This window comes from Novosphingobium sp. BL-S-19, assembly GCF_055521675.1.
In genome coordinates this window covers 1841357-1860511 of record NZ_CM145498.1, presented here as the reverse complement: position 1 = coordinate 1860511, position 19155 = coordinate 1841357, and the positions used below count along the sequence as shown (strand labels likewise).

The window sequence follows — 19155 nt, the reverse complement described above, 5'->3', positions numbered from 1 at the left end:
ACTGGGGCGCCGGGTGCACTTCTGGACGACCTTCAAGCGGGCAGCAGCGTCCTTCGGGGCGCTGCTGTCGCTTGCCTGCGTCCAGCCTGCCGAGGCCGCCACCGTTTCCAATATCGCCGATGCAAGCTGGGTGCATGAGGGGGCAACCGGCGCGGTCCGTTCGAACGAAGTCAGCTTCGACGTCGTGCAAACCATCGCGACGATCCAGACCTATCGCCCGGTCTCATCCTCCTCGCTGTCGACGCCGCTCTCCGCATCCACTTGCGGCGGCACCGAACTCTCCGCCACTGTGCGCACCGCGACAGCCTCCACGCTGACCGCCATTGCCAGCGCCAAGACCTTCCACATCGGGGAAGATCTGGTGATCCGGATCGAGGCGGCCAGCGCCAATCTGGACGCCTCGACCATCGATGCGATCACCGTCACCCTCACCACCTCGCAGGGCGACGCGGAAGAGATCACGATCTACGAAACCGGCGCCAATACGGGCGTCTTCGCTGGATCGATCCCCACCACCGCGATCCCGCCTTCACCCAAGGCCAATGACTGCCGCCTCAGCGTCGCCAACGACGATACGATCACCATCGCCTACAACTCCGCCACCACGCACAAGACCATCGCCAGCACCGTGGTCGCCGTACTGGCCGATCCCTACGGCATGGTGTTCGACAGCGAGAGCGGCGCGGCCGTGACCGGCGCGCGGATCACGCTGATCAATGCGGACACCGGCCTGCCCGCCACCGTCTATGCCGATGACGGTGTCACCACCTGGCCCTCCACGGTGGTTTCGGGCGAGCCGGTGACCGATGGCGCGGGCAACACTTACGCATTCGATGCGGGTGAGTACCGCTTCCCGCTGGCGCCGCTGGGCCGCTACCGATTGGAGATCGAACCGCCCGAAGGCTACACCGCGCCCTCAACCGTCGCGCGCACGGTGCTGGCTACGTTCACGCGGCCGGACGGCAACACGATGGTGATCGAGGACGCCTCCTTCGGCGGCGTGGTGACGCTGTCCTCTCCCGCGCCGGTGCGCGTCGACATCCCGGTCGACGGTGCCGAGAATGCGGTTTCGCTGACCAAGACCGCCTCGCGCGCCAGTGCCAATCCGGGCGATGTGGTGTTCTACACCGTCACCGTGCGCAATTCCGACGCCGGCCGCGCCAAATCCGGCGTGGTTCTGGTCGATACGCCCTCGGCATGGCTGCGCCTTCGCAAGTCGTCGATCCGCGTCGACGGAGCGAAGCCGGAGAACAGCGCGGTGAGCATCGCCGCCGATGGCAGCCGCCTGACGATCAACCTCGCCGCGATTCCTGCCGGCGGCACCCGCACGGTCGTCTACGCGATGAGCGTGCGCGGCGATGCGCCGGCGGGACAAGCGCTGAACCTTGCCGAAACCACCGACTTGCGCGGCGACGTCGAAAAGGCCAGCGCCGTGGTGAAGATCGAGAAGGACACGATCGGATCGCGCATGACCGTGATCGGCCGCGTCAGCGCCGGGGACTGCACCGTGACCTCAGGCCGGCAAGGCATTCCGGGCGTGCGCGTGATGCTGGAAGACGGCAGCTTCGCCGTTACCGACGCCGATGGCCGTTTCCACTTCGAGGGCCTCGTGCCCGGCACGCACGTAGTTCAGGCAGAGCCCGATACACTGCCCGCAGGCGGCCATTTCGTCGATTGCCGCAGCTCGGTGCGCAATGCGGGCAAGGCGAACTCGCTGTTTGCCATCGGTCAGGGCGGCAGCCTCGTCACTGCCGATTTCTATGCCGTGGTGCCCGCCAGCGCCCTGCCCGCGCCCGTCGATACCAAGACTGCTGTGCCGACCGAACCCACTCCAGACGGCGCACCGGTGCTCGACGATGCCAAGGCCGCAGGCGGCGGCGTCGACTGGCTGGCGATGGGTGACGGCCCGATCGACTTTCTATTCCCCGCGCCCGATCACAACCCGCGCGCGCCTGCCATCCGCGTGGTGATCCGCCACAAGCCCGGCCAGAAGGTGGACCTCACCGCCGCCGGCAAGGCAGTGCCCGCGCTCAGCTTCGATGGCGTGAAGAAGTCCGCCGATGGCCGCTATGCCGTCAGTATCTGGCGCGGCGTGCCGCTGGACGGCGAAGTGACGCATCTGGCCGCGACCGTGCGCAATGCCGATGGCTCCGTCGCCGCAGAACTCTCCCGCGACGTACATTTCGCTGCCGCGCCCGCCCATGCGCAGATCCTGCGCGAGCGGTCTCACCTTGTCGCCGATGGCCGATCGCGCCCGGTGATCGCGCTGCGCCTGACCGACCGCAAGGGCAACCCGGTGCGGGCGGGCGTTTCCGGCACGCTTTCGATCAACGCGCCCTACGAAAGCGCTGCCGCCATCGAGCGGATGCAGCAGCGGCAACTCAGCGGATCCGGCAGCACTTCGCCCACCTGGACGGTCGAGGGCGATGACGGCGTTGCCCTTGTCGAACTCGCGCCCACCATGGTCTCCGGCCCGCTGCACCTGACTTTTACCTTCGCGGACGGCGAAGTTTCCAGCACGCAGGACCTCGAAGGCTGGGTGGTTCCGGGCGACCAGAAATGGACGCTGGTGGGCCTTACCGAAGGCACAGTCGGTTCGCAGTCCATCGCCGACGCCATGCAGCAGAGCGGCACGTTCGACAGCGATCTTGGCAAGCACGCCCGCACCGCCTTCTATGCCAAGGGCCGCGTGCTCGGCAGCTTCCTTGTCACCGCCGCCTATGACAGCGCCAAGCAGCGCGACGATCAGGTGCTGCTGGGCACCATCGATCCCAAGGCCTATTACACGGTCTTCGCCGACGGCTCGACCCGCCGCTTCGATGCCGCCAGCCGCGACAAGCTCTACGTGCGTGTCGAAAGCCACACGTTCTATGCGATCTACGGCGATATCGACACGGGCTTCGACCAGACGCAGCTTGCCCGCTACGTCCGCACCGCCACCGGCGCCAAGGCGGAAGGGCGGCTGGGCGCAGTCCATGTGCAGGGCTTCGCCGCCAAGATCGAGACCAGCCACCGCCATGACGAGATTCAGGGCGCGGGCATTTCCGGGCCCTACAGCCTTTCGTCCAAGGCCATCGTCGCCAATAGCGAAACGGTGACGCTGGTCGTGCGCGACCGCTTCCGCTCCGAACTGGTGGTGGAGAGTACGCCGCTGACGCGTTACCTCGATTACGATGTGGACCTGGTCTCGGGCACGATCACGTTCAAGTCGCCGGTGCTCAGCCGCGATTCCGACCTGAACCCGCGCTTCATCGTCGTCGACTACGAAGTGGACAGCAATCTGGACCATGGCCAGTGGAATGCGGGCCTGCGCGGCGACGTGACGCTAGCGAACGGCGCGCTGCGCCTCGGCGCCTCGGCCATATCCGACCGCGATGGAGACACGCATACCGAGATCGGCGCGGTCGATGCACGCCTGCGCTTCGGCCCCCGGTCCGAACTGCGCGCCGAACTGGCCGCCAGCCGCGCGAACGAGCAGACGTCAGAGGCATGGCTGGTCGAAGTGGAGCACCACACCGGCAAGCTGGATATGCTGGCCTATGCCCGCTCGATCGATGCCGACTACGGCACCAACCAGCAGTCCATTGCCGAGCGCGGCCGCCGCAAGTTCGGCGTGGACGGGCGCTACACTTTTGCCGAGGGCCTCAGCCTCACCGCTAGCGCCTGGCACGACGAGAGCCTGACCGACGCCGCCCGGCGCGATGCCGTGAAGGCGCAGTTCAACTGGCGCAACGGCCAGACCGATCTGCGCGCCGGCATAACCGCGCTGGCCGATCATCTGGCGGACGGCACCGATGGCAATTCCGCCGTTCTGGAATTCGGCGCGACCCGCCGCCTGCTGGGCAATCGGCTGGAACTGTCCGCCGATTCCAGCATGCCGCTGGCCCGCACGGATTCGATCGACCTGCCCACCCGCCACCGCCTTGGCCTGCGCTATGCGGTGACGCAGGATATTCGCGCGACCGCCAGCTACGAAATCGCGCTGGGTGATGCCATCAACGCGCGCACGCTGAAGGGCGGGTTCGAGACCGCCGCATGGACCAATGCGCGCGTTTCGGGCGGCATGGGCTTTCAGGACATTGGCGAATACGGCAACCGCGCCTTCGCCGCCTATGGCCTTGCCCAAAGCCTGCCGGTGAGCAAGAGCCTGACGTTGGACGCCACCGTGGACGGCAACCGCACGGTGGGCGGCGTATCCGCTTCGAAGATCATCAACGAGTTCCAGCCCGTCACCAGCGGCGGCCAGATCAGTACATCCGACGCGCTGCTGTTCGAGGATTTCACCGCCCTCACCTTCGGCGTGGCATGGCGGCATGAGCGCTGGTCGATCACCGGCCGCGCCGAATGGCGCGACGGCGAAGTGACCGACCGCAAGGGCCTGACCTTCGGCGCGATCCGCCAGTTGGGCGAAGGCAGCGTGGTCGGCTCCGGCGTGACCTGGACGCACGCGAAGGCGGAAGATGGCACCATGAGCGAAGTGACCGACGCCGCCATTTCGCTCGCCCACCGCCCGGCGGAATCGCCCTTCGCCGCGCTTGCCAAGCTGGAATACCGCAGTGACCGAACGGTCGTGGGCACCGGCGGCAATTCCGATGCGGCTGGCAACAGCGCGCTTTCCGCCAGCGACAATGCGACCGCGCGCCGCCTGCTCGCCAGCCTATCCACCAACTGGTCGCCGCTCAGTTTGGTTAACGCAAAGTTGGTTAATGGTGGGGTAGGGAAAAGCATGGTCCACCGCATGGAGCTGGGCCTGTTCGTGGGGGGGCGCTACAGCTTTGACCGTTACGAGGATTTCGATCTGGCCGGCTTCACCGCCGTCGCAGGCCTCGATCTGGGTATCGGCATCGGAAACCGCATTTCCGTGGGCGGCACAGCCACTGTGCGCCGGGCCTTCTCCGAACATACCACCCGCTTCGCGGTCGGCCCGCAGATCAGCGTAGTGCCCACGCAGGACATGCTCTTGACCATCGGCTACAACGTCACCGGCTTCCGCGACCGCGACTATTCGGCGGCGCGCAGCACCAACAAGGGCGTGTTCGCCACCCTTCGCGCCAAGTTCGACAAGAACAGTCTGGGCTTCCTGGGGCTGGGCCGATGAACGCGCGCCTGCTCATCCTCTTCGCCGCATTGGCCGCGCTGCTGTTGGCCGGCACCGCGCAGGCACAGAGCGCAACCGCTGCATGGTCGAGCCTTGGTGTGTCCAATGGCGGATCGGTGGGCACGTCCACGTCGATGACCGCCAGCGACGGCACCACCGTCAGCACCGCTTGGAGCACCACAGTGGGCGGATCGGGCACTTTCGCCGTCGCCTCCGGCTACAGCAACTATGTGGTCTACAACACGCCTTCGATCGGTAGCGTCAGCCCGACGCTGCTGCTGAACTTCGATGCATCGCGCTTCGATGCGAACAACAAGATCACCATGGACATCACGCTGGGCCGCAGCGTGACCGGCCTTGCCTTCACGCTGGCCGATGTGGACCGCGAGACGGGCAGCGGCAGCACCTACAATCAGGACGCGGTGACGGTCTATTACGACACCGGCAACGGCACTTTCGTAAATGCGGCGGGCACATCGTACTGGACGGACGGCAGCGCGGTCACCAGCACGTCGACGGGCTGGTATGGCAATGCCGCAAGCACCAACGCACAGAACCGCGGCAATATCGCTTTCGACTTCGGCACCCAGGCCGTGAAGCGCATCCGCATCGTCTACAACAGCTATGCCGTCTCCGGCACGGCGAACCCCAATGCGCAGTACATCGTGCTGTCGGGTCTCGGATTCGATGCCAAGGGCGCGGACCTTTCGCTGGCCAACACACTGCTCACCAGCAGCCCGACCGCCGGCGGCCTTGCGACCTTCCGCCTGACGGTGACCAACGCCAGCACCTCCACCGACACTGCGACCAATGTGAAAGTCACCGACACGCTGCCGGACGGCTTCACCTATGTCTCTTCGAACGGCACCGGCTCCTTCAATGCCGCGACCGGCGTGTGGACGGTGGGATCGGTCGCCCCCGGCGCCAGCGTCACTCTGGACATAACCGGCACCGTCAACGCCAGTACAGGCGCCACGCTCACCAACACGGCGGAGATCACCGCCAGCGACCAGAGCGACCCGGACTCCACCCCCGGCAACGGCGCGACTGGCGAGGACGACTATGCCAGCGCCACGCTGACCGTCACCGGCAGCCGCGTGGCCGGCACGCCGCCCGCGCTTTCCTGTACGGCGGGATCGGTGGTGTTCGACTGGAGCAACCGCGCCTGGACGGCGGGCAGCACCAGCAATTCCTATTCCTTCGACACGCTGGGCACGATCAGCTTCGCGCTGACCAATCAGGGCACGTGGCTCAGCAGTTCGACCTACGGCGGCCAATCGCCGGTGCGGCAGAACGTCGTCAACGGCGGGCTCAACGACTATGCGCTGTTCGAAATGGTCAACATGCCCAGCGTGAGTGCGGAGGCGACGACCACGATCACCCTGCCCACCGCCTTGCCCGGAGCGCAGTTCAAGATCTTCGACGTCGACTACTATTCCGGCCAGTTTGCCGACAAGGTGACCGTGGAGGGCCGTTACAACGGCTCTACCGTTACCCCTACATTGACCAACGGCGTGTCCAACTACGTGATCGGCAATAGCGCCTATGGTGACGGCCTCAGCGACGATGCCAGCGCGGACGGCACCGTCACCGTCACCTTCTCGCAGCCGATCGACACCATCGTCATCCGCTATGGCAACCATTCCCTGGCGCCCAGCGATCCCGGCCAGCAGGCCATCGCCCTGCACGACATCACCTTCTGCCGCCCGAGCACGACATTGGCCGTTTCCAAGACCAGTTCGGTGGTCAGCGATCCGGTGAGCGGGACGAACAATCCCAAGGCGATCCCCGGCGCGACGGTGCGGTACTGCATCCTCGTCGCGAATACCGGCAGCAGCGCGGCCACCAGCGTCACTGCGTCCGATCCGATCCCTGCAACGCTCACTTACGTGGCGGGCAGCATCACGTCCGGCAGCGACTGCGCCAGCGCGACCACGGCGGAAGACGACAACGATACGGGCAGCGATGAGAGCGACCCTTATGGTGCCTCCTATGCCTCAGGCACCGTCAAGGCGAGCGCGCCCACGCTGGCGGCGGGAACCAGCTTCGCGATCCGGTTCGATACGACGGTGAATTGACCTCGCAGGCAGCGCCTTGCTTGCCAAGGCCACCGGACGAACCTTCTTCGTCATTACGAGCGTAGCGAAGCAATCCAAAGCCGCGCAAACCGCCCTGGATTGCTTCGCTACGCTCGCAATGACGAAGGTGGGTATTTGTGTGGATGCGGCCCTGCCGTATCACCAGCGGTTAGCGGGAACCTCCAGCGACAGCGGGCGGGCGTAGGACACATCCTCCCGATCCCGGCTGCCCTTGATATAGCCGCCCGCCTTGAACTGCGGCATCTCCAGGATCGAGGCGTCGCCCGCGATCAGCAGGTCCACGGTGCAGCGGCGCAGGGCGATACGCCATTCGCCGTCACGCTTCTCCAGCCGATCGACATAGCGCCCGTTGATGAAGCGCACCGTCTTCCCATCCGGGTTTAGCAGGCCGACCAGCACATAGCTTTCGGCATGGGCCACATCGCCGTCGATCTCGCAATTGTGCGTGGTGATGTTGTGCAGGCAAAGCTGACAGCCTGCGCCGTGAATGGCGTTCGCCCACTCGGCATAAGCCGGCCCCTCGTTCACGGCCGAGGCGCCGTGTTCGTCCACGCCGTCAGGGTGATAGGCGGCGGTAAGCAGTTCCACGTCGAAGCGATCATGGCCCCGCGCATGGCGGTGCACGCAATCCTCTATCGCGCGGCGGTCCATCAGGTAGCGCACATCGCGCGCGAGTTGCTCGGTCTGGTCCATGGCAGGCTCTCCGGTTCAGCGGATGACGGCGGGATGGAATTGCAGCGGCTCCACGCCGTGCAGTTCGGCGGCAGTCGGCGGCACGCGGCCACTGTCGGTAAGCCCGTACTTGCGCGCCACTTCCGCGCCCACGAGCGTCTTGCCGTTCATCCCGGCGAGATAGGGATCGTTGTAAAGTTCCCAGATCACGTGGCCGGTGAATTCCGGGTTCTCGCAATGTCCTTCCAGATGGCCGTATTTGGCCGGATCGGACGCGATGATCGTCTTCAACCGGTCTGTCAGCAGCGCGCCCATCCAGATCGAGACGGCGGCGACTTCAGTGCCCGCGTGGCGGAAATCGGCGGCCATATCGAAGGCCATCTTGTCCATGCCCACCTTGTGCGCGCCATAGGCCGGGCCCAGCGAGTAGTGCGCCGCCCCCGAGGCGGAAGTGAAGACGATCAGCCCGTGATCGCGTTCCGTCATGGCCCGTGCCGCATGCCAACTGGCGACATAACCGCTGCGCACGCCCACATCGATCAAGCCGGAAAGCTTCAGCGGCTTTTCCCAGAACTCCCCGGAATCGGTCAGTTCGTCATGGATGGCGGCGGCATTGTTGACGAGGATGTCGATCCGCCCCGCGTCAGCCAGAATGCGATCGAACAGCGCGGCGACTTGTTCGTCATCCGAATGATCGCACGCCACCGCAACCCCGCGACCGCCCGCCGCCGTGACCGCTTCGGCGGTCTCGTAGATCGTGCCCGGAAGCGCATGATCGCCCGAAGACTGGCTGCGCCCGGTGACGTAGACCGTGCAGCCGTGACTGCCCAGCGCGATGGCGATGCCCCGCCCTGCGCCCCGGCTTGCGCCCGTAACCAGTGCAATGGGTGCCTGATCCGCCATGCTCTCTCCCACTCTTGTTGAACAGGTGTTTAGCAAATGCGCTCAGACGGACCAAGCTGAAGCGATAAGCATCCCTCCGGCGCTGTATCGGCTCAGCGCATTCCGGCGGAGGGCCCGAAGTGGGCGTTCAGTTCATAGCTGCCCGCCATGAAAAGCTGACGGACGTACGTGATCGGTTCCGCCCCGCGCCATGTCCGGCGTTCGATACAGAGGCACGGCGCGCCGCTGGCGACGGCCAGCGCCTTGGCCTCCGCGCCGGTTGCGGCGGCGGCGGTGATCCGCGCATCGGCCTCGGTCCACGGCACATGTTCCAGCAGCCAGCCGCCGGGGGAGGAAAACTCGGCCTCCACGATTTCCGGCACCGCCGCCGCGTTCACGAAGCGATGCTCCCACGCCATCGGCGCGTCGTCCGCAAAGTGGATGCCCGACAGTTCGAGCAGCGGCACTTCGCCGTCAACATCCCACTTCACCGCGGCTTCGGCGGCCCGCACCAGCTTGCGGCGCGAGAGCAAGAAGCGATAGGCCTGCCCACGCGCAGCGACTTCGGCGCCAAGGTCGGGAATGTCCATCGCCATCGAATGCACGCGCGGCCGGGCGACGAACGTGCCCGCCTTGCGCCGCCGCTCGACCAGCCCGGCAGCGGACAACGCGGAAAGCGCCTTGTTCACCGTCATCCGCGCGCAGCCGTAGAGTTCCATCAGGTCCTGCTCGGTCGGCAGGCGCTCGCCGGGCGCGAGCGTGCCAGAGAGGATGCGGCTCTCGAAATCGTGGCGGATACGTTCGGAAAGGGTCATGCGCAGAGTCGGTCCAGGGTCATCCGATAGCGTCGGACGATCCCGTCGCGTGCGTGGTGGCGGCCAGAGCTAACCACCTGCTTGCCGAAGCGCCAGACGCAATCGATGCCGGCACGCCCGGAGGCGAAGACCAGCCCATCGAGCACGCGATCCGCGCCCCGCGCGCAGAGCGAGGGATGATCGAGATCGAGCGACACCGCATCGAAAGCACAGCCCGTTTTGAGCCCTGCCTCCACGCCCAGCGCTTGCGCACCGCCCTTCAGCGCGGCTTGCCAGATCGCCTCCCCGGTCGAAGCCGTATTGGCATCGGCCAGCAGGTTACGCTTTCGCGTGAACAGTCGCTGCCCGTATTCCAGCAGGCGCATTTCCTCGGTCGCGTCGATCAGCACGTTGGAATCGCTGCCGATCCCGTAAACGCCCCCGGCGGCGAGCCAGTCCGCCATCGGGAACAGGCCGTCACCCAGATTGGCCTCGGTAATCGGGCAAAGCCCCGCCACCGCGCCGCTGAGGGCAAGGCGGGACGTTTCCTCCGCCGTCATGTGCGTGGCGTGGACCATGCACCAGCGGCGGTCCACTTCCGCATGATCCAGCAGCCATTCGACCGGGCGCTGGCCGCTCCAGGCCAGGCAGTCTTCCACTTCCTTCATCTGCTCGGCGATGTGGATATGGATCGGGGCCTGCCCCGCCATCGCCTCCAGACGCAGCAGTTCGTCCGGGCAGACCGCGCGCAGGCTATGCGGCGCAAGGCCGACCACCGCCTCATGCAGTCCGGCAACCGCCACGCGGGCACCGTCCAGCAGGCGCGCAAAGCCGTCCAGATCGTGAATGAACCGGCGCTGCCCATGGTTCGGCGCCAGAGCGCCGAAACCGGAATGGGCATAGAACACCGGCAGCAGCGTCAGCCCGATGCCGGTTTCCGCCGCCGCCTCGGCAACCGCCGCGCACATGCGCGCGGGATCGGCATAGGCATGCCCGTCAGCATCGTGGTGAAGGTAGTGAAACTCGCCAAGGCGCGTGAAGCCGCTCTCCAGCATCTCCACCGCCGCCAGCGCCGCGATGGCGTGGAGGTCCTCCGGCGTCATGCGGTCGAGGAAACGGTACATGACCTCCCGCCATGTCCAGAAGCTGTCGTCGCTATTGCCGCGCTGCTCGGCAAGGCCTGCCATGCCGCGCTGGAAGGCGTGGCTGTGGAGGTTTGGAATGCCCGGAACGACACAGGCGTGGCGTTCGTCGCCAGCTTCCGGCCGGGCATCCGACTCGATCTGCGCGATCCGGCCATCCGTGACCGTAAACCGCACATCCCGCGCCCAACCGGACTCGCACAATGCGCTTTCCGCATGGATCGTAAAGGACTGACGCGGCTGGGCTTGAGACATCGGGCACTCCCTTGGACTTCTTTTTGTCTATACATTATCGCAGGCCGATGCAATAAGACGCGGCAGAGAGTGAACTGCCCGGAGAGACTGGCCCGCCATGCGTTGCGATACGATCTGGACCAACGCCCGCCTGGCCACGATGGCCCCGGAAGCGGATGGCATCGGCGTGATCGAGCGCGGCATGATCGCCGCCACGGACGGCAAGATCGTCTACGCCGGGCCCGAAGCCGATGCGCCTGCGCTGCAAGGCCGCATCGTCACCGATTGCGAGGGCCGCTGGATCACCCCCGGCCTTGTCGATTGCCACACGCATCTGATCCATGCCGGCAACCGCGCGCGCGAATTCGAACTGCGGCTGGCGGGCGCCAGCTATGAGGAAATTGCCCGCGCCGGCGGCGGCATCGTCTCCACCATGACGGCCACGCGCGCCGCCAGCGAGGATGATCTTGTCGCCAGCGCCCTGCCCCGCCTCGACGCGCTGATCGGCGAAGGCGCGACGACCGTCGAGGTAAAGTCCGGCTATGGCCTCGACCTTGCCAGCGAACTCAGGATGCTGCGCGCCGCGCGGCGGCTGGGCAGCGAGCGGCCGGTTTCCATCACCACCACATTCCTGGGCGCCCATGCGCTGCCACCCGAATTCGCCGGAGATGCCGATGGCTACATCGAGCATATCTGCCAAATCATGCTGCCCGAAGTCGCCCGCGAGGGCCTTGCCGACGCGGTGGACGCCTTCTGCGAAGGCATCGGCTTTTCCGCGCAGCAAACCGAGCGCCTGTTCACCGCCGCCCGCGCGCACGGCCTGCCGGTAAAGCTTCACGCGGAGCAGCTTTCGAACCTTCACGGCGCGGCGCTCGCTGCCCGGTTCGGCGCGCTTTCCGCCGATCATCTCGAACATCTCGATCTCGCCGGGATCGATGCCATGGCTGCATCCGGCACCGTGGCCACGCTGCTGCCCGGCGCCTATTACTTCACGCGCGAGACCGTGCTGCCACCGATTGCTGCCTTGCGTGCAGCCAGTGTGCCCATCGCGCTGGCGACCGACTGCAACCCCGGCACCTCACCGCTCACCTCGCTGCTGCTGACGATGAATATGGGCGCGACGCTGTTCCGCCTCACCGTCGATGAATGCCTGGCTGGCGTCACCCGCAATGCCGCCCGCGCGCTCGGTCTTGCGGACCGTGGCACGCTGGAAGCCGGCAAGCGCTGCGATCTGGCGATCTGGGATGTCCAGCATCCGTCCGAACTTGTCTATCGCATGGGGCTCAATCCGCTCCATGCCCGTATCTGGAGTGGTCAATGAACGAAGTGCTGCTAACCCCCGGCACGGTGAGCCTCAGGGATTGGCGCGCGATCTATCGCGGCGCCGGCGTGAAGCTCGATCCCGCGTGCATGCCGGTGATCGCCGAAAGCGCCGCCGCCGTCGCCCGCATCCTTGCCAAGGGCCAGCCGGTCTATGGCATCAACACCGGCTTCGGAAAGCTGGCCAGCGTGCGCATCGGTGACGAGGATCTCGCCACGCTGCAGCGCAACATCGTGCTCAGCCACGCCGCCGGCACGGGCGAGCCTTCGCCCGTTTCCGTAATCCGCCTGATGATGGCGCTGAAGCTTGCCAGCCTTGCCCAAGGCGCCTCGGGCGTGCGCGTAGAGACGGTGGAACTGCTGGAAGCGATGCTGGCCAATGGCCTGACGCCCGTTGTGCCCTCACAAGGGTCGGTCGGCGCCAGCGGCGACCTTGCCCCGCTTTCGCACATGGCCGCGACGATGATCGGTGTGGGCGAGATTTTCGTGGGCGATGCGCGCCTCCCCGCCGCCGAAGCGCTGGCGCAGGCCGGGCTTGCCCCGGTCGAACTCGGCGCCAAGGAAGGCCTCGCCCTCCTCAACGGCACCCAGTTCTCGACCGCCAATGCCCTTGCCGGGCTGTTCGAGGCGGAGCGCCTGTTCCAGTCCGCGCTCGTCACCGGCGCGCTCTCAACAGAGGCGGCCAAGGGTTCCGACACGCCGTTCGACCGCCGCATCCACGCACTCCGCCGCCATCCCGGCCAGATCGAGGTGGCGGACGCCCTGCGCGCGCTGATGGACGGTTCCGCAATCCGCGCCAGCCATCTTGAGAATGACGCCCGCGTGCAGGACCCATACTGCCTTCGCTGCCAGCCGCAGGTCATGGGCGCCGCGCTCGACGTGCTGCGCCAGGCGGCCACGACGTTGGAGATCGAAGCCAACGGCGTTTCCGACAACCCGCTGATTTTCCCGGAAGCCGATGAAGCCCTCTCCGGCGGCAACTTCCATGCCGAACCGGTCGCGTTCGCCGCCGACATGATCGCGCTGGCCGTCTGCGAGATCGGCTCGATCTCCGAACGCCGCGTGGCAATGCTGGTGGACCCGGCGCTGTCCGGCCTGCCCGCGTTCCTTACGCCGCGCCCCGGCCTGAATTCCGGCTTCATGATCCCGCAGGTCACTGCCGCCGCGCTGGTCTCCGAAAACAAGCAGAAGGCCTATCCTGCATCGGTCGATTCGATCCCGACTTCGGCCAATCAGGAAGACCACGTCTCGATGGCCGCCCACGGCGCCCGCCGCCTGATCGGCATGGTGGAGAACGCCAGCGCGGTGCTGGGCATCGAACTGCTCGCCGCCGTGCAGGGCATCGATTTCCACGCCCCGCTGGCATCGAGCAAGGTGCTGGAACAGGCGCGCGAAACCCTGCGCGCGCAGGTGCCGACGCTGGAGGAAGACCGCCACTTCCACCCCGACATGGAAGCTGCCAACGCGCTGATCCGATCCGGCGCAATGGTAGACATCGGCGGTGACCTGCTGCCCGGAATCGCCTGATGAGCTTCGTCCTTCATCGCGGGGAGGCGCCGCTACTCGTCGCCTTTCCACATGTCGGCACCGACCTCGCCGACGTCGGCCCGGCCTTCCGCTCGGAATGGCTGGCGCGGCGCGATGCCGACTGGTGGGTGGACGATCTCTACGCCTTCGCCCGCGAGCTTGGCGCGACGACGATTGCTGCACGCGTTTCGCGCAGCGTGATCGACCTCAACCGCGATCCTTCGGGCGCTTCGCTCTATCCCGGGCAGGCGACGACGGAACTCTGCCCGACGACCACGTTCGACGGAGAGCCGCTGTACAAGACCGAAGGCCCTGAAGAAGCCGAGATCGCCCGCCGCCGCGCGCTCTGGTTCGATCCGTACCACGCCGCGCTCCGCTCCGAGATCGAACGGCTGCGGAAGCTTCACGGCAAAGTCGTGGTCTATGACGCGCACTCGATCCGCAGCCATGTGCCGCGCCTGTTCGATGGTGAATTGCCGCAGTTCAACATTGGCACCAACCTTGGCCAGACCTGCGATCCGGCGCTTTCCGCCGCCGTGGTCGAAGTCTGCAAGGCAAGCGGCCTCACCCACGTTCTGGACGGCCGCTTCCGTGGCGGCTGGACAACGCGGCATTACGGAGAGCCTGTCAGCGGCGTCCACGCGATCCAGATGGAACTCGCCATTCGCGGTTACATGGATGAGCCCGAAGTGCCCAGCGAAGCCAACTGGCCCCTGCCCTATTCGGCAGCGCGTGCCGCAACCCTCACCCCGATCCTGCAAGACGTGCTGAAGGCCGCAATCGCCTTCGCGCAATCCTGACCTGAGGAAACACAATGACCCGCCTCGACAACAGCCGCGTCATCAAGCCTGCGACCGGCACCGAACTCAGCGCGAAAAGCTGGCTCACCGAAGCGCCGCTGCGTATGCTGATGAACAACCTTCACCCCGACGTGGCCGAACGGCCTGAGGAACTGGTGGTCTACGGCGGCATCGGCCGTGCCGCGCGCGACTGGGAAAGCTACGACAAGATCGTCGAGACCCTGCGCCGCCTGAACGAGGACGAGACGCTGCTGGTCCAGTCCGGCAAGCCGGTCGGCGTGTTCCGCACCCACGCCGATGCGCCGCGCGTGCTGATCGCCAATTCCAACCTCGTGCCGGAATGGGCGAACTGGGAACACTTCAACGAACTCGATAAGCGCGGCCTTGCCATGTACGGCCAAATGACCGCCGGTTCGTGGATCTACATCGGCACGCAGGGCATCGTTCAGGGCACCTACGAGACTTTCGTCGAGATGGGCCGCCAACACTACAACGGCGACCTTTCGGGCAAGTGGCTGCTGACCGCCGGCCTTGGCGGCATGGGCGGCGCGCAGCCGCTGGCCGCTGTGATGGCCGGCGCTTCGTGCCTTGCCATCGAATGCCAGCCCAGCCGCATCGAAATGCGCCTGCGCACCGGCTATCTAGACGTTGCTGCCGAGACCATCGAAGAGGCCATGGGAATCATCGAGATGGCCAATGCCGACAAGAAGCCGGTCTCCGTCGGCCTGCTCGGCAACGCGGCGGAACTGCTGCCCGAAATGTTCGCACGCGGCATTCGCCCCGACCTGCTGACCGACCAGACCTCCGCCCACGATCCCGTCAACGGCTATCTCCCCGCGGGCTGGACCGTCGCCGAATGGATCGAAAAGCGCGAGCGTGAGCCCGAAGCCGTCGCCAAGGCGGCCAAGGCCTCCATGGCGATCCACGTGCAGGCCATGCTGGACTTCCAGGCGGCAGGCGTGCCCACCACCGATTACGGCAACAACATCCGCCAGATGGCCAAGAACGAAGGCGTCGAAAACGCGTTCGACTTCCCCGGCTTCGTGCCCGCCTATATCCGCCCGCTGTTCTGCCGGGGTATCGGGCCGTTCCGCTGGGCCGCGCTCTCCGGCGATCCCGAGGATATCTACAAGACCGACGCCAAGGTGAAGGAACTGCTGCCCGACCACGCGCACTTGCACAACTGGCTCGACATGGCGCGGGAGAAGATCCAGTTCCAGGGCTTGCCCGCGCGCATCTGCTGGGTCGGTCTGGGTGACCGCCACCGGCTGGGCCTTGCCTTCAACGAGATGGTGGCCAAGGGCGAACTCAAGGCCCCGGTCGTCATCGGCCGCGATCACCTTGACAGCGGCTCGGTCGCCTCGCCCAACCGCGAGACCGAGACCATGCGCGACGGTTCGGACGCGGTTTCGGACTGGCCGCTGCTGAACGCCCTGCTCAACACTGCCTCCGGTGCGACCTGGGTTTCGCTGCACCATGGCGGCGGCGTCGGCATGGGCTATTCGCAGCATTCGGGCATGGTGATCGTCGCCGACGGCACCGAAGCCGCTGCCAAGCGTCTGGAGCGTGTGCTGTGGAACGACCCGGCAACGGGCGTGATGCGTCACGCCGATGCCGGGTACGAGATCGCGCTGGATTGTGCGCGGGAGAAGGGCCTGGATCTGCCGGGAATCCTCTGATCCTAGCCTGATCCTATCACCTCGTCGTCCCCGCGCAGGCGGGGACCCCGCTTATTTTTCCGGCCTCTCGTTGTGGCTCAAGGAAAAGCGGGGCCCCCGCCTGCGCGGGGGCGACGAGTTTAGGTGTTCGAAGGTTATCCTGACACGTATTCGGGACGTAAGCCGTTACCGGCTTTCAGCCCAGGCACGCCGCTCTGCCTCGGTCAGCGGCAGTTCCACCGAGCGCCCTTCCGCAGCCGATTGCTGCGCCGCCTCGATCACTGCCATCACGGCCAGAGACTGTATCGGCGGCACCGGGTTCGCCGCCCTGCCCTGTGCCGCTTCGCCCACGAGCCGATAGAACTCGCGCTGGTCGCCGCGCTCGGCGGGAATGCTGCGGGGTGCGCCGTCAGCAGTGTGCAGCACAAGCGGATCGGAGTCTTCGCCCCAACCCTCGGCGCCGGGCGTCATGCCGGCGACAAGCTGGCTCTCCTGCACATCCATGCCCTGCTTCACAGCGCTGCCGCCGGTGCCATGAACGATGAAACGCGGCGAGCCGCCGGATACCAGCATCGAGGCGTGAAGGATCGCACGCTTGCCGCCGAAGTCGAGCACGACATGCGCCCAGTCGTCGCTACGGGCACCTTCGCGCTGGAGAGCGAGCGAGGCCGTCACCCGATCCGGCAGGCCCATCAGCAGCAGCGCATGATCGGTGAGGTGCGGCCCCAGATCGAACCACACGCCCGCCCCCGGCCCGGCGTTCTCCCGCCAGCGATCGCGGACGTGCGGACGGAAGCGGTCGAAGTGGGTTTCGAGGTGGACAGGATCGCCCACCAGACCGTCATCGATGGCCCGTCGCACGGTGGCGAAGTCGCTGTCCCAACGACGGTTGTGAAACACCGTGAGGTTGCGCCCGGTCTCCTGCGACAGCGCGATCAGGGCGCGCGCTTCGGCAAGGTCCAGCGTGAAGGGTTTGTCCACGACGACATGCTTGCCCGCGCGCATCGCCGCTTCGGCCAGCGGGAAATGCGTGTGGTTGGGCGTGGCGATGACGACCAGATCGATGGCCGGATCGCGCAGCAGCGCATCGGCCTCTGCGTGGACCGTGGCCTGCGGGTAGCGGTCGGCAATCGGCGCCGGGTTGCTCGACACGAAAGCATCGAGCGAAAGCCCCGGCACTGCCGATATCAGCGGCGCGTGGAAGGTCGCCCCGGCATAGCCGTAGCCGATCAGGCCGACCCGCACCACGTTCGCCGCTTCGGCCATGTCAGGCGTACTCCGCCTTCCACATGCTCGCCGCGATGCTTTCGCGGGTGAGCGCTTCCGACTCGGCAGTGGCGAGGCCTTCCGCCACCGCCTGCTCGACGACGGCGACGGCGATTTCCAGCGCCACTTCGCGCAGCGCGGTCACGGGCGGCAGCAGGCCTTCGTCGCCGTCATGCAGTTCACCCAGACGGCGCGCGGCCGCCATGAACATGCCGTCGCTCACGGTGGTCGCGCCGCTCGCCAGCGCGCCAAGGCCGATGCCGGGGAAGACGTAGACGTTGTTCACCTGCGTAACGCCGGCAATGCCGAAGGGGCTGCCGGTGCCGACGATGGCCTTGTTGTCGGTCCATTCCAGCACGTCCGCCGGATGGGCTTCCGCGCGCGAGATCGGGTTTGAGAGCGGGAACACCACCGGCCGCTCGACATGTTCGGCCATGGTGCGAATCGCGCGCTCGTCGAAAGCCGCCTTCTGACCCGAAGTGCCGATCAGCACGGTCGGCTTCACGTTGGCGATCGTGTCATGCAGGGTGATGAGGTTCGCGCCGGAGAGGTTCCAGCCGGCGATATCGGCGGGATCGTGCGCCAATTTCACCTGCTGCGGCGGCATGCGCGGAACGTCGGAGAGGATCAGGCCGTCGCGATCGACCGCCCAGATCTTGGCGCGCGCATCGGCCTCGCTCAACCCCTCGATCTGCATGGCCTGCACCAGCATCTCGGCCACGCCGCTACCCGCCGCGCCCGCGCCGAACAGCACCACGCGCTGCTCGGTAATCGGAACGCCGGTCTTGCGGATGGCCGAAAGCAGCGTGCCCACGGCGGTGGCGGCGGTGCCCTGAATGTCGTCGTTGAAGCTCAGCAGCCGGTCGCGGTAGCGCACGAGCAGGTCGTAGGCGTTCTTGCCGGCGAAATCCTCCCACTGCAGCAGCACGCCGGGGAAGCGGTCGTTCACGGCGGAAACGAAAGCCTCGACGAAATCGTCGTAGTCCTTGCCGCGCACGCGGGGCGCGCGGTAGCCGATGTAGAGCGGATCTTCGCGGCGGGCGTGGTTGTCGGTGCCGAGGTCGAGCAGGATCGGCAACACTTCGGCCGGATGGATGCCCGCGCAGGCGGTGTAGAGCGCCAGCTTGCCGATCGGGATGCCCATGCCGCCCGCGCCCTGATCGCCAAGGCCGAGGATACGCTCGCCATCGCTGACGACGATCACCTTCACCCGGTCATAGGCGGGATCGGCCAGGATATCGGCAATGCGGTTGCGGTTGGGATAGCTGAGGAACAGGCCGCGCGGGCGGCGGTAGATTTCGCTGAAACGCTCGCAGCCCTCGCCCACGGTCGGCGTGTAGACCAGCGGCAGCATGCGCGGCAGGTCGCTCTGCACCAGCGCGTGGAACAGCACTTCGTTCGAATCCTGAAGCTCACGCAGGAAGGCGTAGCGCTGGAAATCGCTTTCCTTGTCTTCCAGCGCATTGCGGCGGCGCTCGATCTGGCTGTCCAGCGTGCCCACGTGCGGCGGCAGCAGCCCGTGCAGGCCGAAGCGATCGCGCTCTTCCTCCGTGAAGGCCGTGCCCTTATTGGTCAGCGGATCGGAGAGCAGCGCGCGGGCAGCGGCGTGACGGGTGGGAGACATCGACGACCTTTCTTCAGACTTCGAGATGCCCGGCCGACA

Annotated in this window: 12 protein-coding genes; 6 read left to right on the top strand and 6 right to left on the bottom strand. The window is 66.5% G+C overall.

Features of this window, described 5'->3' with window-relative positions; translation table 11 throughout:
* The first annotated feature begins 13 nt into the window (after positions 1 to 13).
* Together ACZ1JV_RS16915 and ACZ1JV_RS16910 are read left to right on the top strand one after the other, a co-directional pair.
* A complete protein-coding gene (locus ACZ1JV_RS16915; protein WP_465152473.1) occupies positions 14 to 5098 on the top strand; it encodes a hypothetical protein in 5085 nt (1694 codons plus the stop codon).
* On the top strand, positions 5095 to 7176 hold the full coding sequence (locus tag ACZ1JV_RS16910) for a proprotein convertase P-domain-containing protein (protein WP_465152472.1): 2082 nt from the start codon (positions 5095 to 5097) through the stop codon (positions 7174 to 7176). The genes ACZ1JV_RS16915 and ACZ1JV_RS16910 overlap by 4 nt, the downstream gene beginning before the upstream one ends.
* A gap of 159 nt (positions 7177 to 7335) precedes the next feature.
* Here the strand turns inward: ACZ1JV_RS16910 and ACZ1JV_RS16905 are convergent, their stop codons facing one another.
* The 4 genes from ACZ1JV_RS16905 to ACZ1JV_RS16890 all read right to left on the bottom strand — a co-directional run bounded on the left by ACZ1JV_RS16905 (position 7336) and on the right by ACZ1JV_RS16890 (position 10942).
* Positions 7336 to 7890: a nuclear transport factor 2 family protein gene (locus ACZ1JV_RS16905; RefSeq protein ID WP_465152471.1), complete on the bottom strand. Its 555-nt coding sequence runs from the start codon at positions 7888 to 7890 to the stop codon at positions 7336 to 7338.
* A gap of 15 nt (positions 7891 to 7905) precedes the next feature.
* A complete protein-coding gene (locus ACZ1JV_RS16900; protein ID WP_465152470.1) occupies positions 7906 to 8772 on the bottom strand; it encodes an SDR family NAD(P)-dependent oxidoreductase in 867 nt (288 codons plus the stop codon).
* Positions 8773 to 8864: 92 nt separating this feature from the next.
* Complete coding sequence (locus tag ACZ1JV_RS16895) at positions 8865 to 9572, bottom strand: UTRA domain-containing protein (protein WP_465152594.1); 708 nt, start codon at positions 9570 to 9572, stop codon at positions 8865 to 8867.
* The gene (locus tag ACZ1JV_RS16890) at positions 9563 to 10942 is read right to left on the bottom strand and encodes a formimidoylglutamate deiminase (RefSeq protein WP_465152469.1); all 1380 of its coding nucleotides are present in this window, start codon (positions 10940 to 10942) and stop codon (positions 9563 to 9565) included. Before ACZ1JV_RS16890 ends, ACZ1JV_RS16895 begins: the two co-directional genes overlap by 10 nt.
* Positions 10943 to 11039: 97 nt before the next feature.
* Here ACZ1JV_RS16890 and hutI point away from each other — a divergent pair, with 97 nt between their 5' ends.
* The 4 genes from hutI to hutU are packed head-to-tail and all read left to right on the top strand — an operon-like array spanning position 11040 to position 16247.
* Entirely contained in the window at positions 11040 to 12242 is a 1203-nt protein-coding gene (hutI, locus tag ACZ1JV_RS16885; protein WP_465152468.1) for an imidazolonepropionase, read from the top strand.
* Positions 12239 to 13768 (top strand): histidine ammonia-lyase, encoded by a 1530-nt coding sequence (hutH, locus tag ACZ1JV_RS16880; protein ID WP_465152467.1) that lies wholly within the window; start codon positions 12239 to 12241, stop codon positions 13766 to 13768. Before hutI ends, hutH begins: the two co-directional genes overlap by 4 nt.
* Positions 13768 to 14568, top strand: coding sequence for an N-formylglutamate deformylase (gene hutG / locus ACZ1JV_RS16875; protein ID WP_465152466.1), 801 nt, complete (start codon positions 13768 to 13770; stop codon positions 14566 to 14568). The genes hutH and hutG overlap by 1 nt, the downstream gene beginning before the upstream one ends.
* Positions 14569 to 14582: 14 nt before the next feature.
* Complete coding sequence (gene hutU / locus ACZ1JV_RS16870) at positions 14583 to 16247, top strand: urocanate hydratase (protein ID WP_465152465.1); 1665 nt, start codon at positions 14583 to 14585, stop codon at positions 16245 to 16247.
* 165 nt (positions 16248 to 16412) lie between these two features.
* Here hutU and ACZ1JV_RS16865 read toward each other — a convergent pair whose 3' ends face one another.
* Entirely contained in the window at positions 16413 to 17492 is a 1080-nt protein-coding gene (locus tag ACZ1JV_RS16865) for an oxidoreductase (protein WP_465152464.1), read from the bottom strand.
* Position 17493: 1 nt separating this feature from the next.
* Positions 17494 to 19116, bottom strand: a complete 1623-nt coding sequence (locus tag ACZ1JV_RS16860; protein WP_465152463.1) for an NAD-dependent malic enzyme — start codon at positions 19114 to 19116, stop codon at positions 17494 to 17496.
* Positions 19117 to 19155: the final 39 nt, after the last annotated feature.

Excerpts from the sequence above, each read along its gene's own strand:
- ACZ1JV_RS16910 (WP_465152472.1), top strand. The coding sequence starts at position 5,095 with ATGAACGCGCGCCTGCTCATCCTCTTCGCCGCATTGGCCGCGCTGCTG.
- ACZ1JV_RS16905 (WP_465152471.1), bottom strand. The coding sequence starts at position 7,890 with ATGGACCAGACCGAGCAACTCGCGCGCGATGTGCGCTACCTGATGGAC.
- ACZ1JV_RS16900 (WP_465152470.1), bottom strand. The coding sequence starts at position 8,772 with ATGGCGGATCAGGCACCCATTGCACTGGTTACGGGCGCAAGCCGGGGC.
- ACZ1JV_RS16890 (WP_465152469.1), bottom strand. The coding sequence starts at position 10,942 with ATGTCTCAAGCCCAGCCGCGTCAGTCCTTTACGATCCATGCGGAAAGC.
- hutI (WP_465152468.1), top strand. The coding sequence starts at position 11,040 with ATGCGTTGCGATACGATCTGGACCAACGCCCGCCTGGCCACGATGGCC.
- hutH (WP_465152467.1), top strand. The coding sequence starts at position 12,239 with ATGAACGAAGTGCTGCTAACCCCCGGCACGGTGAGCCTCAGGGATTGG.
- hutG (WP_465152466.1), top strand. The coding sequence starts at position 13,768 with ATGAGCTTCGTCCTTCATCGCGGGGAGGCGCCGCTACTCGTCGCCTTT.
- hutU (WP_465152465.1), top strand. The coding sequence starts at position 14,583 with ATGACCCGCCTCGACAACAGCCGCGTCATCAAGCCTGCGACCGGCACC.
- ACZ1JV_RS16865 (WP_465152464.1), bottom strand. The coding sequence starts at position 17,492 with ATGGCCGAAGCGGCGAACGTGGTGCGGGTCGGCCTGATCGGCTACGGC.
- ACZ1JV_RS16860 (WP_465152463.1), bottom strand. The coding sequence starts at position 19,116 with ATGTCTCCCACCCGTCACGCCGCTGCCCGCGCGCTGCTCTCCGATCCG.